Source organism: Parvimonas parva (assembly GCF_016552165.1).
Lineage (GTDB): Bacteria > Bacillota > Clostridia > Tissierellales > Peptoniphilaceae > Parvimonas > Parvimonas parva.
The window spans coordinates 1-17,530 of record NZ_JACVDA010000011.1 but is presented as its reverse complement, the minus strand read 5'-3'; the positions used below and the strand labels follow the sequence as shown (position 1 = coordinate 17,530).

Sequence of the window (17,530 nt, the reverse complement as noted above, 5' to 3'; positions counted from 1 at the left end):
AATAAAAAACTGGATAGGAGTTTACTTTTGTAAGTAATCTTTTTGATATAGAGGTAAGAAATGAAGGATAGAAAAATATTTTTATACTATTTTTTAAGTATGGCAATGGTTTTGTTTCCAATGCTTAATATGTTGAGTTTTGTTCCAATGGTGATTTTGTATAAGAAATCAGATTTAAAAACGTATTTTATTTCATCTGGTTTATTTGTCGCAGTCTCTCTTGTTATTTTAGGAAATTTCACTTCGCTTATTCCTGTTTTGATTTCATTTGTAATCATAAAGGGAATGGACAATTCAAAAGATGGATATAAGGTTTTACTTGGTAGTGCATTTGTTATGACTGTTTTACTTGTTAGTGATTTCTTAATTATTAAACTTAATGTAAATTTTTATGAAACTCTTTTGAATACGATGAATGAGGTTTTGAATGGTTTTGAGGGATATAAGGAAGTTTTAAATATAAAAGATGCAAAAGAGCTTGTTAGTCAAATGTTAAATGTTTATCCAGCTATTTCTTTTGGATTGAGTTATGCTTTTTGTACTTTAGGTTACACTTTCTTGACTAAAAGAATTTACGGATTCAACAGAAATTCTGATGATATAATTTTACCATTTGATTTTAAATTTCTTGTTTTTAGTGTTATTACTATTTTTTTGATGGTTATTTCAAGTGGAAACAAAGGGGAGAATTTTTATAAGATTTCTCTAATTTGTTACAATTTGATTTTAATTTTTATAGAGATTATGTTAGTTCAAGGTTTTGCCAAATTTAATGTATTTTTAAAGAAACATTTAGGCAAAATAGTTGCAAATATTATCAGTATAGTGTCGATATTTTTTATAATCATTTATCTGATTTATTTTGTTTTAGGAATTTATAGTTCTGTTATGAGAGGGTCGAGATGGAAAAGAAATTAATTAAATTATCAGATTTTTATGTTTTGTTTTTGTTTATGATTGTAATTTCAGCATTTTTGCTTTATTTTCAATTTATATTTGGTATTTTATCGTTTCTATTAACATTCATTTCTTTTATTCTAATTTTGTATTATATAAAGAATAAAAATAGTGAATATGAAGAAGACGTAAAAAAACATAGAGATTCTTTAAATAATATTGCAAGTGAAGTTGTATATAAGATGCCATTTCCTATTGCTGTGCTTAATAACAAGGGTCGTGTTAAATGGTATAGTCCAAAGTTTTCACAACTTTTTGCAGGGCAAGACATTGTTGGGATAGATATTAACGCCAAAATTTCGAGCTTTGATATTTTAAAAGTTTTAGAAAAAAAATCGGGAAGTGTAGCTTGGAAAACTGAAAAGTTTGATTATATAGTTTATTATAATGTTGTAAAAGATGAAGATAATGGCGATGTTAATGTAGTTATATATCTTTTGGATAATTTGGAATTTTCAAACTTAAAAAAGAAATATGATGATGAAACTTTGAGCTCTGCTCTTATATATATTGACAATTATGAGGACGTTAGAAGTAATGCTAGCGAGGACTTTAGAACATTGTTAGTTGCTGAAATGGACAAAATGATTATAAATTATTTTTCAAGTTTCGGTGCGATTGTTAGGAAATATGATTCAGGAAAATATATTGTAATACTAAATAATTTTATTTTGCAAAAAGTTAAAGATGATAAATTCAGTATATTTGATAAATTAAAGGCAATAAAAATATCCGGAAATATCAAGCCGACTTTAAGCGTTGGTGTCGGTATTGGAGGAAAAAATCCTTTTGAAAGATATAAAGAATCACAAACTGCGCTTGATATGGCTTTAGGTCGTGGTGGCGCTCAAGTGGTTTTCAAAAATGGAGAAGAATTAGAATTTTACGGTGGTAAAAATAGCAAAGGTGTTGAAAGAAATAAGGTTAAGGCAAGAGTTATTTCACAAGCACTTGAAAAGATGATTAAAGAATCTTCAGAAGTTTTTGTAATGGGACATAAGAATCCGGATATGGATTGTTTTGGTGCAGGTCTTGGAGTTATGGCGATTTGTAAGGAATTGAAAAAAGATTGCTATATGGTATTGGAAGATGTTCCCGTTACAATTAAAAATGTTTATGATAGAATTAGAGTTGGAGAGCCGTCTTATATCAATATGATGATTTCTCCAGAAAAGGCTTATGATATTTGTAAAGATACAAGTTTGGTTATTCTTGTTGACAATTCAAGAAAATTATCGACAGAGGCACCATATCTTTTAGACGTAACTTCTAAAATAGTGGTTATCGACCACCATAGAATGGGAAAAGATTTTGTTGAAAACCCAATGCTTACTTATCTTGAACCTTATGCGTCATCTGCCTGCGAGCTTGTAACGGAAATAATTTATTATATGTTTGAAAAAGTCGATGTAAATAAATTAGTTGCAGAGGCTCTACTTGCAGGGATTGTTGTCGATACAAAAAATTTCTACTACCAAACCGGTGTAAGAACTTTTGAAATGGCATCTTACTTAAAGCGTTTTGGAGCAGATAGTATAGCAGTAAAACACCTTTTCAAAGATAATTTCAATACGATAAAATTAAAATCAAATGTATTGTCAAATGCAATTTCATACAGAAATTATATTTGTATTGGAGTTTTCCCTGAAGAACTTGAAGAGTCGATGTTAATCGCAGCACAATCTGCTGACGATTTGCTTGGCGTTTTGGATATAGAATGTAGTTTTGTTTTAACTATCGTTTCAGGACAAATTCATATCAGTGGAAGAAGTCTTGGAAAAATTTCCGTTCAATTAATTTTAGAAAAACTTGGTGGTGGAGGTCATTATACTTCTGCCGGAGCAAGACTTAATTGTTCGATGGAAGAGGCAATAGAGAAATTAAAGAGAGCGATTGATGAATATTTAATGGAGGAAAATATAGATGAAAGTAATTTTAATTAAAGACGTAAAGAGTTTTGGAAAGGCAGGAGAACTTGTTAATGCAAAGACAGGTTATGCCAGAAATTTTTTAATTCCTAATGGATTGGCTAAAGAGGCAACTAAAGAAAATTTAGCAATTTGGGAAGAAGAACAAGCTGAATTAAAAAGAATTGAGGCTGAAAATATAAAAAATGCAAAAGAATTAAAGGAAGTTTTAGAAAAATTAGAAGTAGTTATAAAAACTAAAACAGGAAATGGAGATAAACTTTTTGGTTCAATAACTTCTCAAGACATTAGTGATGCTTTGAAAAAACAACATAAAATTGAAATAGATAAGAGAAAGATTGAATTAAAGGAAAATATAAAATCACTTTGCTCTATAACAGTTCCGGTTAGAGTTTATCCGGAAATAGTTGCAACTGTTAAGGTTTCTGTTGAAAAGGAGTAATTTATGCATAATATTTACGACTTAGATGCTGAAAAGTGCGTCTTGTCGATTATGATTACTGAGCCAACAAAGAGAGAATACGCTTTTGAAAAGTTAAAAAGAAAAGATTTCTACTCTACTTGGCACAAGGATATTTTTAGCTCTATCTTAGAATTATCAAGAGAAAATAAAAATATTGACCCACTTACGATAACAAGCAAAATGGAGCAAATGGGTTTTGATACAGAAAGTAATAATGGTGTTCTAGGCGTTGTTGAAGTTATGAATACCGTAGCTTTTTCTTCAAATATGGAAAGTTATTGTAAAATCGTAAAGGATAAAGCCGATACTAGAAATTTACTTTTTATTCTTGATAATGTAAAAGATAAGGCATATAAAAATGAAGATTACGATAAAGTTTTGGAGTCTATTGAAAGTCAAGTCTTTGAATTATCACAAAACGAAAATAGAACAGGGCTTACTCATATAAAGGATACATTAAAAGAGCTTATAGAGATTCTTTCTGAGAGAAGTGAAAACAAAGGCTCCGTAACAGGAATACCGACCGGCTTTGTGGATTTGGATAGAATTTTACTTGGTATGCAAAGAAAAGATTTAATCTTACTTGCAGCAAGACCTTCTGTTGGGAAAACTGCATTAGCTGTTAATATTGCTTTAAATGCAGCTAAGAGCGATTATAAAGTTGCGATATTTTCTTTGGAAATGAGTAAATCGCAACTTGCACAAAGAATGTTAAGTGCTCTTTCTCTTGTGAATTTAAAACAATTAATAAGCGGTGATATAAATGAGTGGGACGATATTTTTGAGGCAAGTTCCATTATAGCAACTAAATCAATCTATATGGACGATACAGCAGGAATATCTATAACTGAACTTAGAAGTAAATGTAGAAGACTTAAGGCAGATGGTGGTCTTGATTTTATTATGATAGACTATTTACAACTTATGACTTCCGAGGGAAGAAATGAAAATAGACAACAAGAAATTTCTACAATTTCAAGAAATTTAAAGGCATTAGCAAAGGAATTGGACGTTCCGATTTTAGCACTAAGTCAGTTATCTCGTGATAGCGAAAAGAGTGGAAGAAAACCGAAACTTAGCGACCTTAGAGAATCAGGGGCAATCGAACAAGATGCTGACGTTGTAATTTTACTTTATAGAGAAGATTATCAAAATGAAGAGGCTGAAATAAAAAATCAAATTGAATTGATTATTGCAAAGCACAGAAATGGTGAAACCGGAAGTGTTGAGCTTAACTTTATCAAGGAATGCACGAGGTTTGGAGATATTCAAACTGATAGGGATAAGGAGCTTTTTAATGGATAATTTTTTAATTGAAGATGAAGATATTAAGATTAAAAAATTTGAAAAGAGTGATTTGAAAAGTTTTAAAAACTTTTCCCCCTACGAAGATATTTTACTGACCGACTACAATCTTTGTTTTTTGACAGACTCGGAAATAAAAAATTGGGAAAAGATGATAAAGTCGAAGAAAAATAATTATTTTGCAATTTTTTTGAAAGATATTTTAATTGGATATGTGTCGATTAGTAGGGTTAGTTTTTTTAACAGCAATTTTGAATTATCTCTTAGCTTAGATGCGAAGTATTCCTCAAAAGGATATGGCTTTAAAGCTTTAAGATTGTTTTTAGAATATTACTTTGAAAATTTTGACAAATATTCAATTTGGTTAAACGTAAATGCTTTTAATCAAAGAGCGATAAAACTCTATGAAAAAATTGGCTTTGAGAAGATAAGTGAATTTTTAGGAGATTTCGAAGTTCAAAAAATGCAAAAATTAAAGAGATATGAAGAAAGTAAAGAATATTTTGAAGAAAAAAACGGAATAATTTATTCAAAAATTTTTACGATGAAATTAGATAGATTAAAATTTTTAGAAAAGGTGGGATAGGAGTGGAAATAAGTTTTAAAAAGTCAATTATTCAACCGGGAGTAACTCCTATTGAAAATATGTTTTTGGATAATTATTTGCCAATCGTAGATGAGATTTCACTTAAGGTTTATTTGTTTTTATACAAAAGACTTTTTGGCTCATATAAAAGTGAATTGTCGATAGATTTTATTGCAAAAGAGTTGAGATTTTCGAATGTTCAAGTTATGAATGCTTTAAAATATTGGAAAAACAATCAACTTTTGGATTTCACTTTGGATAATAATGGCAATGTTGAAAGAATCGAATTTGTAAATAATTTTGCTCTCTATGCAGGGGGAGTTTATGATGACGGCGAAGAAATTCCAAAAGAAAAACCTATGATAGACAATAAGGAATATTTTAAAAAAATTGAAGAGATTACCGGCTTAAGTTTAAAACCTCATGAGATAACTAAAATTATGGAGCATATCGAAGAAACAGGTCATAGTATGGATTTAGTTTATAAGGCTTATGAGTATGCTAAAAGCCTTGGAAAAAGTATGTCGGCAGATTATATTATCGGTATTTTAAGAGCTTGGAAGAGGGATAATAATATTTCTACTATTGAAGATTTAAAAAATCATCTTGAAAACAAAGATAAGAATAAAATTAAGAGATACAGTAGAAATACTAAAAAATATATTGAAAAAGAAGATATTTTAACAGAAGAAGAGAAGAGAGAAAAGATTAAAAATGACAAAAATTCTGCGATGTCTGAATTGTTTGATAGGTATTAATTATGAATTTAGAAGATTTAGTTTTAAAAAGTCTTAGTAAAAGACCTTTGATTAGAGAAAAGATTAAAGAAGATCGAAGAAAAAAAGTTTTTTCTTCGATTGATAATATTGAAAATTTAATATCTAAAAAAAATAGTTTGGCTACAAAAATTATGAAAGCTACACTTTCAAACATTGATTGTTCTTCTGATAGAAAAGAGTTTGAAAAAATTGAAAAGAGCATTTCAGACTTGCTTTTGAAAAACGGCTTTTCGAAAGACTATTTTAGCAAATTTTATTGTTGTGAAAAATGTAGAGATACAGGATATGTAAACGGAAAAGTTTGTGCTTGTATAATGAAGGACTTAGTTGAGGACAGAGTTTTAGAAAGTGGTTTTTCAAACAAAAAGAGAGAACAAAACTTTTCTAATTTTGATTTTTCACTTTTTGAAGGAAATTTTGAACTTGGAAATAGACTTGTTGATTCGAGAATTTATGTTGAAAAACTTGTAGCATTTGCTAAAGATTACTGCGATAATTTAAAATCAAAAGATTACGGACTTTTTTTTCATGGCAAAAGTGGTGCAGGAAAAACATATTTCGCATCAGCAATGGTAAACTATATGCTTGATAAAGGAAAGCGTGCCTGTTTTATAACTGCAACTGAATTTTTTGAACTTATGGCAAATTACAGTTACAGTTTTTATAGGGATAAAAAAGAATTACAAGATAGGATTGATTTTGTAAGAAATGTTGATTTTTTAGTTTTAGATGACCTTGGAAATGAAATTTTAAGTAAAAACAATAATAGCTTTTTAAGTTCTCTTTTAGATTATAGGGTTGAAAAGGGATTGAATACTGTTATAACTTCAAATTTTGGAGAATATGATTTGGCTGAAAATTATGATTCAAGAGTTGCAAGTAGAATAAGAGGGAATTTTAAGTTTTTTGTCTTTCCACCTTTTGATTTGAGAGATAAAATTGGAAAAAATATAAAATTGTAGGAGGTAGTTATGAGATTTGATTGGGAAAAGAAAAATACAGTTAATGTTATAACCGGGGTTTTAATATTTACTATTTCAATACTTTGTTATTTCATATTTTTAAATATGAAATCTATAATTTCATATACTACAAATATCAGATATGTTTTAACTCCTTTTATATTAGGGGGTTCAATCGCATATATCTTAAACTTTTTTGTAAAGTTTTTTGAAAATTGTTTTTTGAGTTTTGAATTTTTTAAAAAAGTAAAATATAAATATATCAGAATGATGTCGATGCTTATAACTTATTTTATATTTTTTACTTTTGCAATTTTGCTTTTAAGATATATAATTCCACAATTTTATTCAAATATAAAGATGTTTGTAAATCAAACGCCATATTTTATTGAGGACGGAGTAGAAAAGGCAAAAAATATTTTACAAAATATTGAAATAAGTCCGGAGGTTAGGGTTGTAATTAATGGAAAGCTAAATGAATTTACAAATTTTTCAACAAAGTTTTTAGCTAATATGATTCCTTGGGTTGCCAATTTTGCAACTAGAGTCATCTCCTTGTTTTTAAATATAATTTTAGCTATAATAATATCGATGTATTTACTATATGATAAGGAAAATTTTTCAAGACTATTGAAAAAATTTATGATAGCAATTTTCCCTAAAAAGGCAAATAAAATAACTTTTAAGATTGTAAAAAGATTTGATTACACTTTGAAGTCTTATCTTTTAGCAAAGGGAATTGGAGCTATAATCGTTGGGATTATTTTCTACATAATTCTATTGTTTATGAAAGTTGAGTACGCTCTTTTGTTTGCATTCATACTTGGTTTTACAAATTTGATACCATGGTTTGGTTGCTATCTTGGAGCAATACCGATTTTTATAGTTTTACTTTTCACAGCAACTTTTAAAATGGCTTTATGGTTCTTATTTATTGTCGTTATTGTTGCTATGATAGATGCAAATGTAATTTCGCCAAGAGTTTCAGGCAAAAGTTTGGGAATAAGCTCGTTTTGGGTTATTTTTGCACTCGTGCTTGGAGGAAGTTTATTTGGAGTTATAGGATTTTTACTTTCAGTACCTATTTTTGTTGTAATTTATACGACATTAAAAGAATATGTGGAAATTAGATTAGAAAAAAAGGGATATTCAATAAAAAATCCCGCAGAAGATTTTGAAAAGGAAGAGGTTTAGTAATGTTAGATATAAAGAGAATTAGAGCGAATAAAGAGGAAGTAATAGAAAGATTAAATTCAAGATTTGGAAATTATAATATAGATAGAGTTCTTGAATTAGATGAAAAGAGAAGAGAAATAATTTTTGAAGTTGAAAATAAAAAAGCAAGACAAAATGAAGTTTCAAAACAAGTTCCAAAGTTAAAAAAAGAAGGTGCAGATGTTTCAGGACTTTTTAAAGAAATGAAGGCTCTTTCTGATGAAATAAAAGAACTTGATGTTAAAGTAAAAGATTTAGATGAAGAAATTAGAAAAGAACTTTTAAGTATTCCAAACACTCCTAACAAAGAAATTCCTATTGGAAAGAGTGATGAAGACAATGTGGAAATTAGAAAATTTTTAGAGCCTAAAGAATTTGATTTTGAAATTAAAGCACATTGGGATTTAGGTGTTGACTTAGATATTTTAGATTTTGAAAGAGCAGTTAAGATTGCCGGCTCAAGATTTTCAGTTTTTAAAGGATTGGGTGCAAGACTTGAAAGAGCACTTACAAACTTTATGTTAGATTTACATAGTGAACAAGGTTACGAAGAAGTGGGAGTTCCTGTTTTAATTAACAGAAATTCAATGTATGGAACAGGACAATTACCAAAATTTGAAGAAGATATGTTCTATGTACCATCAAAAGATATGTTCTTGGCACCAACTGCTGAAGTTCCTGTTACAAATCTTTTATCAAATGAAATTTTAGAAGTTGAAAAAATTCCAACTTACTATACAGCCTTTACTTATTGCTTTAGACAAGAGGCTGGTTCAGCAGGAAGAGATACGAGAGGCTTAATAAGAAATCATCAATTCGATAAAGTAGAAATGGTTAAATTTGTAAATCCTGAAAATAGTTATGATGAATTGGAAAGACTTACAAATGATGCAGAAGAAGTTTTAAGACTTTTAAAAATTCCTTATAGAGTTGTTTGTCTATGTACTGGAGATATCGGTTTTTCAAGTGCAAAGACTTACGATATAGAAGTTTGGATGCCAAGTTATGGAAGATATGTAGAAATTTCTTCTTGTTCAAACTTTGAAGATTTCCAAGCAAGACGTGCAAATATCAGATTTAGAGATAATGACGGAAAAGTTAAATTTGTTCATACTTTAAACGGTTCAGGACTTGCAGTTGGAAGAACTTTTGCAGCTGTTTTAGAAAATTATCAAAGAGCAGATGGTAGCATAGAAATTCCTGAAGTTTTAAGAAAGTATATGGGAGTAGATGAGATAAAAAAATAGGAGAGTGTTATGAAATTTAAAAAATCAATACTTAGTTTAGCGTTAATTTTTTCAATTCTTTTTGCAGGAGCAAGTAAATCTTATGCAATATTTGGAATTGAAAAGAAAACTACTGCGTCTTTAATCGGTGATGCCGATTCAGGAGCTTTATTCGTTGCTGAAAATATAGATGAACCTGTGTCAATAGCAAGTATTTCAAAACTTATGACTTTCTATATTGTAAAGGAAAAAATTGCTGAAGGAAAGCTTAAAATGGAAGATAAAGTTAAAGTTTCCTTAACAGCTGGTTCGGAACAAGGCTCAAGTTTAGATTTAGCTCCCGGAGAAGAAATTAGCATTAAGGACTTACTTGACGGGCTTATGATTGTTTCAGGAAATGACTCAGCTGTTGCTCTTGCAGAGACAGTTGCAGGAAGTGAAAGTAAATTTGTTACTATTATGAATGAAAAGGCAAAAGAACTTGGGCTTCAAAATGCAACTTTTTCAAATGCATCAGGTCTTATGAAAAATGGACAAGATAATAAAATGTCATCAAGAGATATTTTTATAATGGCAAAAGCAATTATAGAAAAATATCCTGAAGTTTTAGAATATGCAAAGACTACTGTGTTGGAACAACCTGCAAGAAAATTCAAAAAAGAAAGTACAATTCCACTAGTTGGAGTGGTTGAAGGAGTTGACGGACTAAAAACTGGACATACAGATGAGGCAGGATATTGTTTAGTTTCTACGATGAAGATAAAAAAAGGACAAAGTGAATTTAGAATAATTTCTGTTTTAATGGGAGCAAAAACACAGGCAGATAGAGCCCAATATATGAAAGATATGCTTAACTATGCAAAGGAAAATATAGAAACTAGAAAACTTATAGACGCTCAAAAATTTGTAAAAAAAGTAGAAGTTAAATCAGCAAGCAATGGTTTTGTTGAATTGGTTCCGGCACAAGATGTTGAAAGAGTTTCAATGAAGGGAATTAACTACGATACGGAAGTAAATGTTGGAGAAGTTAAATTACCTTTAAAACAAGGCGATAAGGTTGGCGAGATAAAAGTTAAAAACTCACAAGAAGTTATCGCAACGATTGACTTAGTAGCAAAAGAAAATTATTCAAAAGCAGGTTTTGTAAAAAGAATAGGAAGATTCTTCAAAACAATATTTGAAGTAGTAGATACAATATTACCATAGATAAAAATTCGACTTAAAGGTCGAATTTTTTTGTATTTTTAGCATTGTTTAGTTATTTGTTATCTCAATAAAGTTGTGTATTGTGTATTCAATGCTTTAAATGATATAATTATAATAATGTATTAATTTTTTAATATATCGGAGGATTTATGAATACTGTTTTACAAAATATGTGTATGATTTATGATAGAGAGAATGATAAAATTTTGGTTTTAGATAAGGTTAAAAAGCATGGCTGGGAAGGTCTTACTTTTGTTGGGGGTCATGTTGAAGAGGGAGAAGTTTTGTATGATTCTTGTGTTAGAGAGGTTTTTGAAGAAACGGGTTTAACTGTAAAGAATTTAAAGCTAAAGGGAACTGTTAGTTGGATTGATGAAATTAAAGATAAAAGAGAATTAGGTTTTCTATACTATACTGAAGATTTTTCTGGAGAATTAATCGAAAACAATGTCGAGGGAACTTTGTCTTGGTTTGGGATTGATGAGTTTAGAAATGCCAACGGGAAGAGTTACAGCATAGATAAGATTTTAGATTTGTTTTTAAATGATGATTATAGCGAATTAATCGTAAAGTGGAATAAAAATGATGAAGTTGAAACAGAAGAATTTTTTTAGGGGGTAGTGATGAATTTTATTAAGGGAATTATTTTTACAATTATTTCTGCATTTGTTTTTGGTTTTACGCCAATACTTGCAAAGTTTACTTACGATGGAGGAAATAATGCAATTACTCTTACTTTTTTAAGGGCGTTGTTTGGCATTCCGTTTTTGTATGTAGGTATGAGGAAAAATCAAACTCCTATGAAGATTACTAAAAGAGAATTTTTACATTTTATTGGTCTTTCTTTTTTAGGTATAGGAATTACAACAACAGCACTTTATGCTTCATATAATTACATTTCAGTCGGAATGGCTACAACAATACATTTTATCTATCCATGTGTTGTTTATTTTATTTGTATTTTGTTCTTTAAAGAAAAAATTACTTTAAAGAAGATGTCAGCTCTTGTTTTTTCAATGATAGGTATTGTGATGTTGGTTGATGAGGTTACCGGAGGAAGTGCTTTTGGGATATTTCTTGCTGCCTTATCAGGTATAACATATAGTTTGTTTTTGGTTTATCTTGATAAGAGTGGTTTTAAACATATGGACCCATTCAAATGTACTTTGTATATCAGTTTATTCAATATTGCAGGACTTTTTGTGCTTGGAAAAGTTACAGGACAATTAACTTTTTCACTTACTCCAATAGCTTGGGGACTTACAATATTGATTTCATTTTTAACTTCAATTTTCGGTAATGCATTTTTGCAACTTGGAGTTAAATATTGTGGTGCGACAACAGCATCAATACTTTGTACTTTTGAGCCGATTACAAGTGTAATTTTGGGTATAATATTCCTTAATGAATCTTTAACTATATTTAAACTTATTGGTTGTGGATTGATTGTATTGGCAGTTTTACTGTTATCTTTAAATAATGATGTTAGAAGGAGAAAAAAATAATGAGCGCATTTTTAGCACCTATACATTTTTGGATGTATGATAAGATTTTGATTGCACAAAGATTGACTTTTGCAATTGAAGAAAAATTTTTGAATGAAGAAGAAAAAAACGAGGTAGAAAGTTTATTTCCTGCTTTAGTTTCAGAAGATTTGGAAGAAGTAATCGACCAAAGTAATATTCATGGCTGGTTACATACAGCCGTTTCAAATGTTGAGATTAGATTTGCTTATACTGTGAAAAAACTTTTGGATAAGGGAGTTTCACTTGAAGAGATAAAGAAAATCTGTTTTGAATATGGAACAAGTTTTCCTTGCTATGAAATTTCAAGCTTGAAAGATGCTTACGAATTACTAATGGATACATTGCTTGACGGACTTCCTTGCGACGTTTCAATTTCAGTTGTTAGAGAAGAAGAAAATGAATTGGAATTTGTACTTTATAACGATATACACAAACAATATTTCAACGAATTTGATATGGAAGTTGCTATATATCATGAAATCAGAGAGGCTTTTGTAAATGGACTTTTCAAAAAATATTCATTAAAATACAAAAACTTAACAGATAGCAACAAGTTAATAACAAAGTAATGAAGATTAGAATTGATAGATTTCTTTGTCACATGGGGATTGGCTCAAGAAGTGAAATTAAAAAGTTTTTGAAAACTTGTAGAGTTAAAGTAAATGGAAAGCTCCTAAAAAGTTCAAATACACAAGTTGATACTGAAAAAGATGAAATTTTGTTTGACGATGAAATAGTGATTTATAAAGAATTTACTTATTTGATGCTGAATAAACCAAAGGACTATATCAGTGCAACATTTGATGTAAAACTTCCAACTGTTTTAGATTTGCTTGAATTTCCATATTCAAATATGGAGCTATTTCCGGTTGGACGACTTGATATAGATACGACAGGATTTTTGATTTTAACAAATGACGGGAAATTTTCCTACAATGTTACAAATCCAAAGAAAAAAGTAAATAAAAAATATTTTGTTACTTTAAGAGATGAGCTTACAAAAGAGCAAAAAGAAAAAATAGAAAATGGAATTTACTTTGAAAAAGAGGACTTTACAACTGAAAATGCAAAAGTTGAAGAGCTTTCAAAAAAAGAAATTTACCTTACAATTTCTGAAGGAAAATTTCACCAAGTAAAAAGAATGTTTGAATATGTAGGAAACGAAGTTTTAGAACTTAAAAGGGTCAGCATCGGAAATTTAGATTTAGATGAAGAGCTTGAACTTGGAGATTATAGAGAAATTACAAATAACGAAATAGAAGAAATATTTAGATAAAGTTTTGATTAATGTCAAAACTTTTTTAAATTCCAAAAAACGGAATATATTGACTTTAAATATATTTATAGTATAATATAAATAGGGGTGAAGATATATGATAGTTTTAAATGTTAAAATTGACAATTTATATATGTTTAAAGATTTTGAAGTGAATTTTACTTTTCCAAGAAAAGTTAGTAATTCAATATTAAAAGATGAAACTTTAAAATATGCACCAAAAATAAGGTATAAAAAAGTAAATATAATTATGGGGTCAAATGCTTCCGGAAAAACTACTTTTGGCAAGTTGTTGTGTAATTTTGAAAATTTTTTATGTGGAGGAAATGGAAATAAATTAATAAATAGATTTTATTCTGATAAAAAAAGTAATTTTGAAATAATTTTTACAGTTGAAGATAGATTATTTGAATTTATTTTATCAACGGAACCAAAAGATGCTAAAAATTATCTTATCAGTGAGAAAATAAGATTTATAAAATTAAATAGTTCCTTTAATTATAAAGAAAATATAAATTTATTAAATAGTAAAAATTTTTTAGAAAAAGAAAGAATACTTAATTTAGATACAAAGGAAGTTTTTGTTTCTGATGTTATAAATGAAGAGTTTGAGCCGAATTATAATACTGAAGAAGATTATTCAAAGTTTATATATACTTTGAAAAATTATTTTTGGGATAACGCATCTTTTTACTATAGTTTTGACAAGGATTTAGAAGAAAAGGAAAAAGTTAGAAATATATTAGATGTTGATTCAATAAAGACTGTAGAAAAATATTTAAAAGTTATAGATGATTCTATAGTTGAAATTAGAAATGCAAAATCTACCGGAATTGATAAGATTGATGAAGAAGTTGAGGAAGGTTTTTATATAAAATTTAAAAATGGAGAAAAAATATTAATAAATAGAAATACTTCATCATCAGTAAGAGAAAGATTATCCAGAGGGACTGTTGAGGCGATTTTTTTAGCTAATTTTATTTCAAAAATAGAAAACTATAATGGACTAATATATCTTGATGAACAGATGGCTTATATGCATACAAAATTATCAAATTCATTGATTTTACAGATAATTTATAATCTTGAAGAAAACAGTCAACTTTTTATTACAACTCATAATGAAAATTCATTGGATTTGAATATTCCAAATCATTCATATACATTTTTAGCTAGAAATAACGAAGGTGTTTTTGTGGTAAATCCTGAAAAATATATTATAAAAAATGATAGAAAATTAAAAAATTATGTTCAAAATGATTATTTTGATATATATCCTAATTTGGATGGTATTTGGGAGGATTAAATTTTGAGTAATTTAATAATTGTTGAAGGTGAAACTGAAGAAAAATTTTTTAGAATTTACAAAGATTTATTGAAAAAACAATCTTTAATTAAATGTTGTAATTTATTCCAAAATAGTAAGAAAAATAATAGAATTTTTGGAGAAAGGTACGATAATGTATATATAATACTTGATTCTGATATTTTCAGTTCAGCTAATTGGGGTATTTTTAAAGAAAATTATAAAAAGATAAATGCAACTAAAAAATTTGTTTTTATTCAAAATCAAAATTTTGAAGATGAATTAGTCTATGCATTAGGAATTAATAATAAAAATAATTTATATAAATTATTTTCCGTAACAGGGGATAAAAAATTTAAAAGTATGTTTTTAAAAATTCAGGGTGATGACTGTAAGAATAGGTTAAAAAACTTAGATTTTAACAAGTTATATATAAGGTTTGATGAATGTAAAGAGCAGATTCCAAAAGATATTAAATTATCTATTTTAGATAATAAGAAAATTTTTAAAATTAAATAAATTAGATAAAGTTTTGATAGTTTTGAGGATTGTCAAAACTTTTTTTCTTGCAAATTTTGTGATAAAATAATTATATAATTATTTAATTTATAGAGAATAGGAGTTTTTATGAAAAATTTAGAAAATCTTAGTGATAATCAGAGAGTTGAGGATGTGAAATTACTTTTTTATGGAATTTTAGTAGGAATTGTTGCAGGGGGGCTTTCAAGTTTTTATCGTTATATAATTCATGGAATAGAACATATTTTAGAAATTATAATAAATTTTACTAGAACTAATTTTTATGCTTATCCTATTATTTTTGCTTTACTTATTTTAATTTCTTTTTTAGTAACGAAATTTAAAAAATTCTCAAAACTTTGTGGTGGCTCAGGGATACCACAGGTTGAGGCTGAAATAAAGGGTTATATCAATCCGAATCCTGCTAAAGTTTTGTTTGCAAAAATTTTTGGTGGCGCTTTAACTGCATTAGCCGGTTTTTCTGTTGGTCGTGAAGGTCCGTCAATCCAAATTGGAGCTATGAGTGGTAAATTAGTTTCAAGGAAGCTTAAGAAAAATAAAACCGTTGAAAAGTTTTTAATAACTTGTGGAGCAAGTGCAGGTCTTTCTGCCGCTTTTAACGCACCAGTTGCCGGAATTTTGTTTGCCGTTGAAGAGATACATAGACATATCAGCAAAAAACTTCTTGTTGTTTGTATGGGAGCTACGATTAGTGCAGATTTAGTTTCAAAAATTTTATATGGAACAGAAACTGTATTTAATTTTAGTTTAACTGAAAAATTACCTTTGATTAACTATTGGACTTTGATTTTGTTTGCTATTGTTCTATCTCTTTTGGGAGTGCTTTACACTTTTCTAATGGATATTTTTATGAAAGTTCAAGATAAATTAAAACTAAAGCAAGAATACAAAATGCTACCATACTTTTTATTACCTATTTTAATTTTAGCATTTATGCCAAATTTATTAGGTGGTGGCGGATTCTTGATGAAAGAATTACAAAGCGCTAATTTTCCGATTTATACTTTAGTTCTAATTTTTATAGTAAAATTATTATTTTCAATAATTTGTTTTAGTTCAGGAGTTCCGGGAGGAATATTTTTCCCAATATTAGTTTTAGGAGCAACGATTGGAACAATTTTTGGAAAAATAGTTGACCCTATATATATAAACAGTTTTATTATTCTTGGAATGGCAGGGTACTTGACAGCAATCGTTAGGGCGCCACTTACTTCGATAATTTTGATTTTTGAAATGACAGGTAATCTTTCATATTTATTGCCACTTTCAATAGTTTGTCTTATAACTTACGCATTACCGAACTATTTAAAATCACTACCAATTTATGAATATCTTTTAGAAAGATTGATGGAAAGAGAAAATATTGCATCTTCAAAAGATGGAGAAAAAATGACTATGAGTATAGTTGTTGAAATCGGAAGCGAAATAGAAAACAAGAAAATAAAAGAAGTGAAATTTCCAAAAGGTATGTTAATTATAAATATTGACAGAGGTATTGAAGAGATAATTCCAAACGGAGAAACAACAATAATAAACGGTGATGTTATAAATATACTTGTTGGAGAAAATAAATTGTTTGATACATTCAATGAGCTACAAAAAATTTGTCAAAATAATTAGGAGAAAAAATTATGATTAAACTTTTAACTTTGGAAGAAATTAAAAATAAAAAATATGAAATTGCAAAAATATATAAAGAAGTTTTTAAAACAGATGATTCTACTGCAGATTTTTTGGTTACTAGAATTGATGAAAGTTTAGGATTAAATATTATTATATGTGGAGCTTTTGAAGAGGAAAAACTTATTGGATTTGTATATGGAGTTGATTTTTTAAAAGAAAATTGGTGGGCTATGCAGATAGATGAAAAATTACCAAAAGGAACTGATTGGTATAAAAATGCTTTTGAATTAAATGAACTTGCTGTTCTTGAAAAATACCAATCAAAGGGTTATGGAAAAGAATTAATGAAATGTTTAATTGAAAATTTTAAAGGAGATAAAATTTTGTTATCTACAAAAAAATTTGAAAATGAAAAAGTAATTAATTTTTATCATAAATTAGGATTTAAAGATTTGATAAACCCATTTGAGTATCCGAATGGAGAATATGAAACTTCGATTGTATTATATTTAAATAAGTAGTTAAAAAATGATTAGTCTAATAGGCTAATCATTTTCCCATATTGTAAAATTAAGTTAGCCAGTAAGAATAGAAAAAAACATCTCAAAGAGGTATAATAGTAATTGAACAAA

Annotated in this window: 18 protein-coding genes; all 18 read left to right on the top strand. The window is 28.2% G+C overall.

The features are described from left to right. Window positions 1–60: 60 nt before the first annotated feature. Window positions 61–918, top strand: a complete 858-nt coding sequence (locus IBJ83_RS04655) for a DUF2232 domain-containing protein (RefSeq protein WP_201275569.1) — start codon at window positions 61–63, stop codon at window positions 916–918. Then, window positions 903–2,900: a DHH family phosphoesterase gene (locus tag IBJ83_RS04650; protein WP_201275568.1), complete on the top strand. Its 1,998-nt coding sequence runs from the start codon at window positions 903–905 to the stop codon at window positions 2,898–2,900. The genes IBJ83_RS04655 and IBJ83_RS04650 overlap by 16 nt, the downstream gene beginning before the upstream one ends. Then, on the top strand, window positions 2,881–3,327 hold the full coding sequence (gene rplI / locus IBJ83_RS04645; RefSeq protein WP_068474793.1) for a 50S ribosomal protein L9: 447 nt from the start codon (window positions 2,881–2,883) through the stop codon (window positions 3,325–3,327). The genes IBJ83_RS04650 and rplI overlap by 20 nt, the downstream gene beginning before the upstream one ends. A gap of 3 nt (window positions 3,328–3,330) precedes the next feature. After that, on the top strand, window positions 3,331–4,653 hold the full coding sequence (gene dnaB, locus IBJ83_RS04640) for a replicative DNA helicase (RefSeq protein WP_201275567.1): 1,323 nt from the start codon (window positions 3,331–3,333) through the stop codon (window positions 4,651–4,653). Further along, window positions 4,646–5,239 carry a GNAT family N-acetyltransferase gene (locus IBJ83_RS04635; protein ID WP_231698866.1) on the top strand — a complete coding sequence of 198 codons (594 nt, stop codon included), beginning with the start codon at window positions 4,646–4,648 and terminating at the stop codon, window positions 5,237–5,239. The genes dnaB and IBJ83_RS04635 overlap by 8 nt, the downstream gene beginning before the upstream one ends. Window positions 5,240–5,241: 2 nt before the next feature. Next, on the top strand, window positions 5,242–5,997 hold the full coding sequence (locus IBJ83_RS04630) for a DnaD domain-containing protein (RefSeq protein ID WP_201275566.1): 756 nt from the start codon (window positions 5,242–5,244) through the stop codon (window positions 5,995–5,997). A gap of 2 nt (window positions 5,998–5,999) precedes the next feature. Then, window positions 6,000–6,980, top strand: a complete 981-nt coding sequence (locus IBJ83_RS04625) for an ATP-binding protein (protein ID WP_201275565.1) — start codon at window positions 6,000–6,002, stop codon at window positions 6,978–6,980. Window positions 6,981–6,989: 9 nt separating this feature from the next. Further along, a complete protein-coding gene (locus tag IBJ83_RS04620; RefSeq protein ID WP_201275564.1) occupies window positions 6,990–8,174 on the top strand; it encodes an AI-2E family transporter in 1,185 nt (394 codons plus the stop codon). Between the two features lie 2 nt (window positions 8,175–8,176). Further along, complete coding sequence (gene serS / locus IBJ83_RS04615; protein ID WP_201275563.1) at window positions 8,177–9,442, top strand: serine--tRNA ligase; 1,266 nt, start codon at window positions 8,177–8,179, stop codon at window positions 9,440–9,442. A 9-nt stretch (window positions 9,443–9,451) separates the two neighbouring features. After that, complete coding sequence (locus IBJ83_RS04610; protein WP_201275562.1) at window positions 9,452–10,627, top strand: D-alanyl-D-alanine carboxypeptidase family protein; 1,176 nt, start codon at window positions 9,452–9,454, stop codon at window positions 10,625–10,627. A gap of 149 nt (window positions 10,628–10,776) precedes the next feature. Further along, window positions 10,777–11,241: an 8-oxo-dGTP diphosphatase gene (locus IBJ83_RS04605; RefSeq protein WP_201275561.1), complete on the top strand. Its 465-nt coding sequence runs from the start codon at window positions 10,777–10,779 to the stop codon at window positions 11,239–11,241. Window positions 11,242–11,250: 9 nt separating this feature from the next. Next, a complete protein-coding gene (locus tag IBJ83_RS04600) occupies window positions 11,251–12,132 on the top strand; it encodes a DMT family transporter (RefSeq protein WP_201275560.1) in 882 nt (293 codons plus the stop codon). Next, window positions 12,132–12,722, top strand: a complete 591-nt coding sequence (locus IBJ83_RS04595; RefSeq protein WP_201275559.1) for a hypothetical protein — start codon at window positions 12,132–12,134, stop codon at window positions 12,720–12,722. Before IBJ83_RS04600 ends, IBJ83_RS04595 begins: the two co-directional genes overlap by 1 nt. Continuing rightward, window positions 12,722–13,429, top strand: coding sequence for a pseudouridine synthase (locus tag IBJ83_RS04590; protein WP_201275558.1), 708 nt, complete (start codon window positions 12,722–12,724; stop codon window positions 13,427–13,429). Before IBJ83_RS04595 ends, IBJ83_RS04590 begins: the two co-directional genes overlap by 1 nt. 97 nt (window positions 13,430–13,526) lie before the next feature. Further along, window positions 13,527–14,735 (top strand): AAA family ATPase, encoded by a 1,209-nt coding sequence (locus IBJ83_RS04585; RefSeq protein WP_201275557.1) that lies wholly within the window; start codon window positions 13,527–13,529, stop codon window positions 14,733–14,735. 3 nt (window positions 14,736–14,738) lie between these two features. Beyond that, window positions 14,739–15,254, top strand: a complete 516-nt coding sequence (locus tag IBJ83_RS04580; protein WP_068474832.1) for a hypothetical protein — start codon at window positions 14,739–14,741, stop codon at window positions 15,252–15,254. 108 nt (window positions 15,255–15,362) lie between these two features. Further along, on the top strand, window positions 15,363–16,895 hold the full coding sequence (locus tag IBJ83_RS04575) for a ClC family H(+)/Cl(-) exchange transporter (RefSeq protein WP_201275556.1): 1,533 nt from the start codon (window positions 15,363–15,365) through the stop codon (window positions 16,893–16,895). An 11-nt stretch (window positions 16,896–16,906) separates the two neighbouring features. Beyond that, window positions 16,907–17,419 (top strand): GNAT family N-acetyltransferase, encoded by a 513-nt coding sequence (locus IBJ83_RS04570; RefSeq protein WP_201275555.1) that lies wholly within the window; start codon window positions 16,907–16,909, stop codon window positions 17,417–17,419. Window positions 17,420–17,530: the final 111 nt, after the last annotated feature.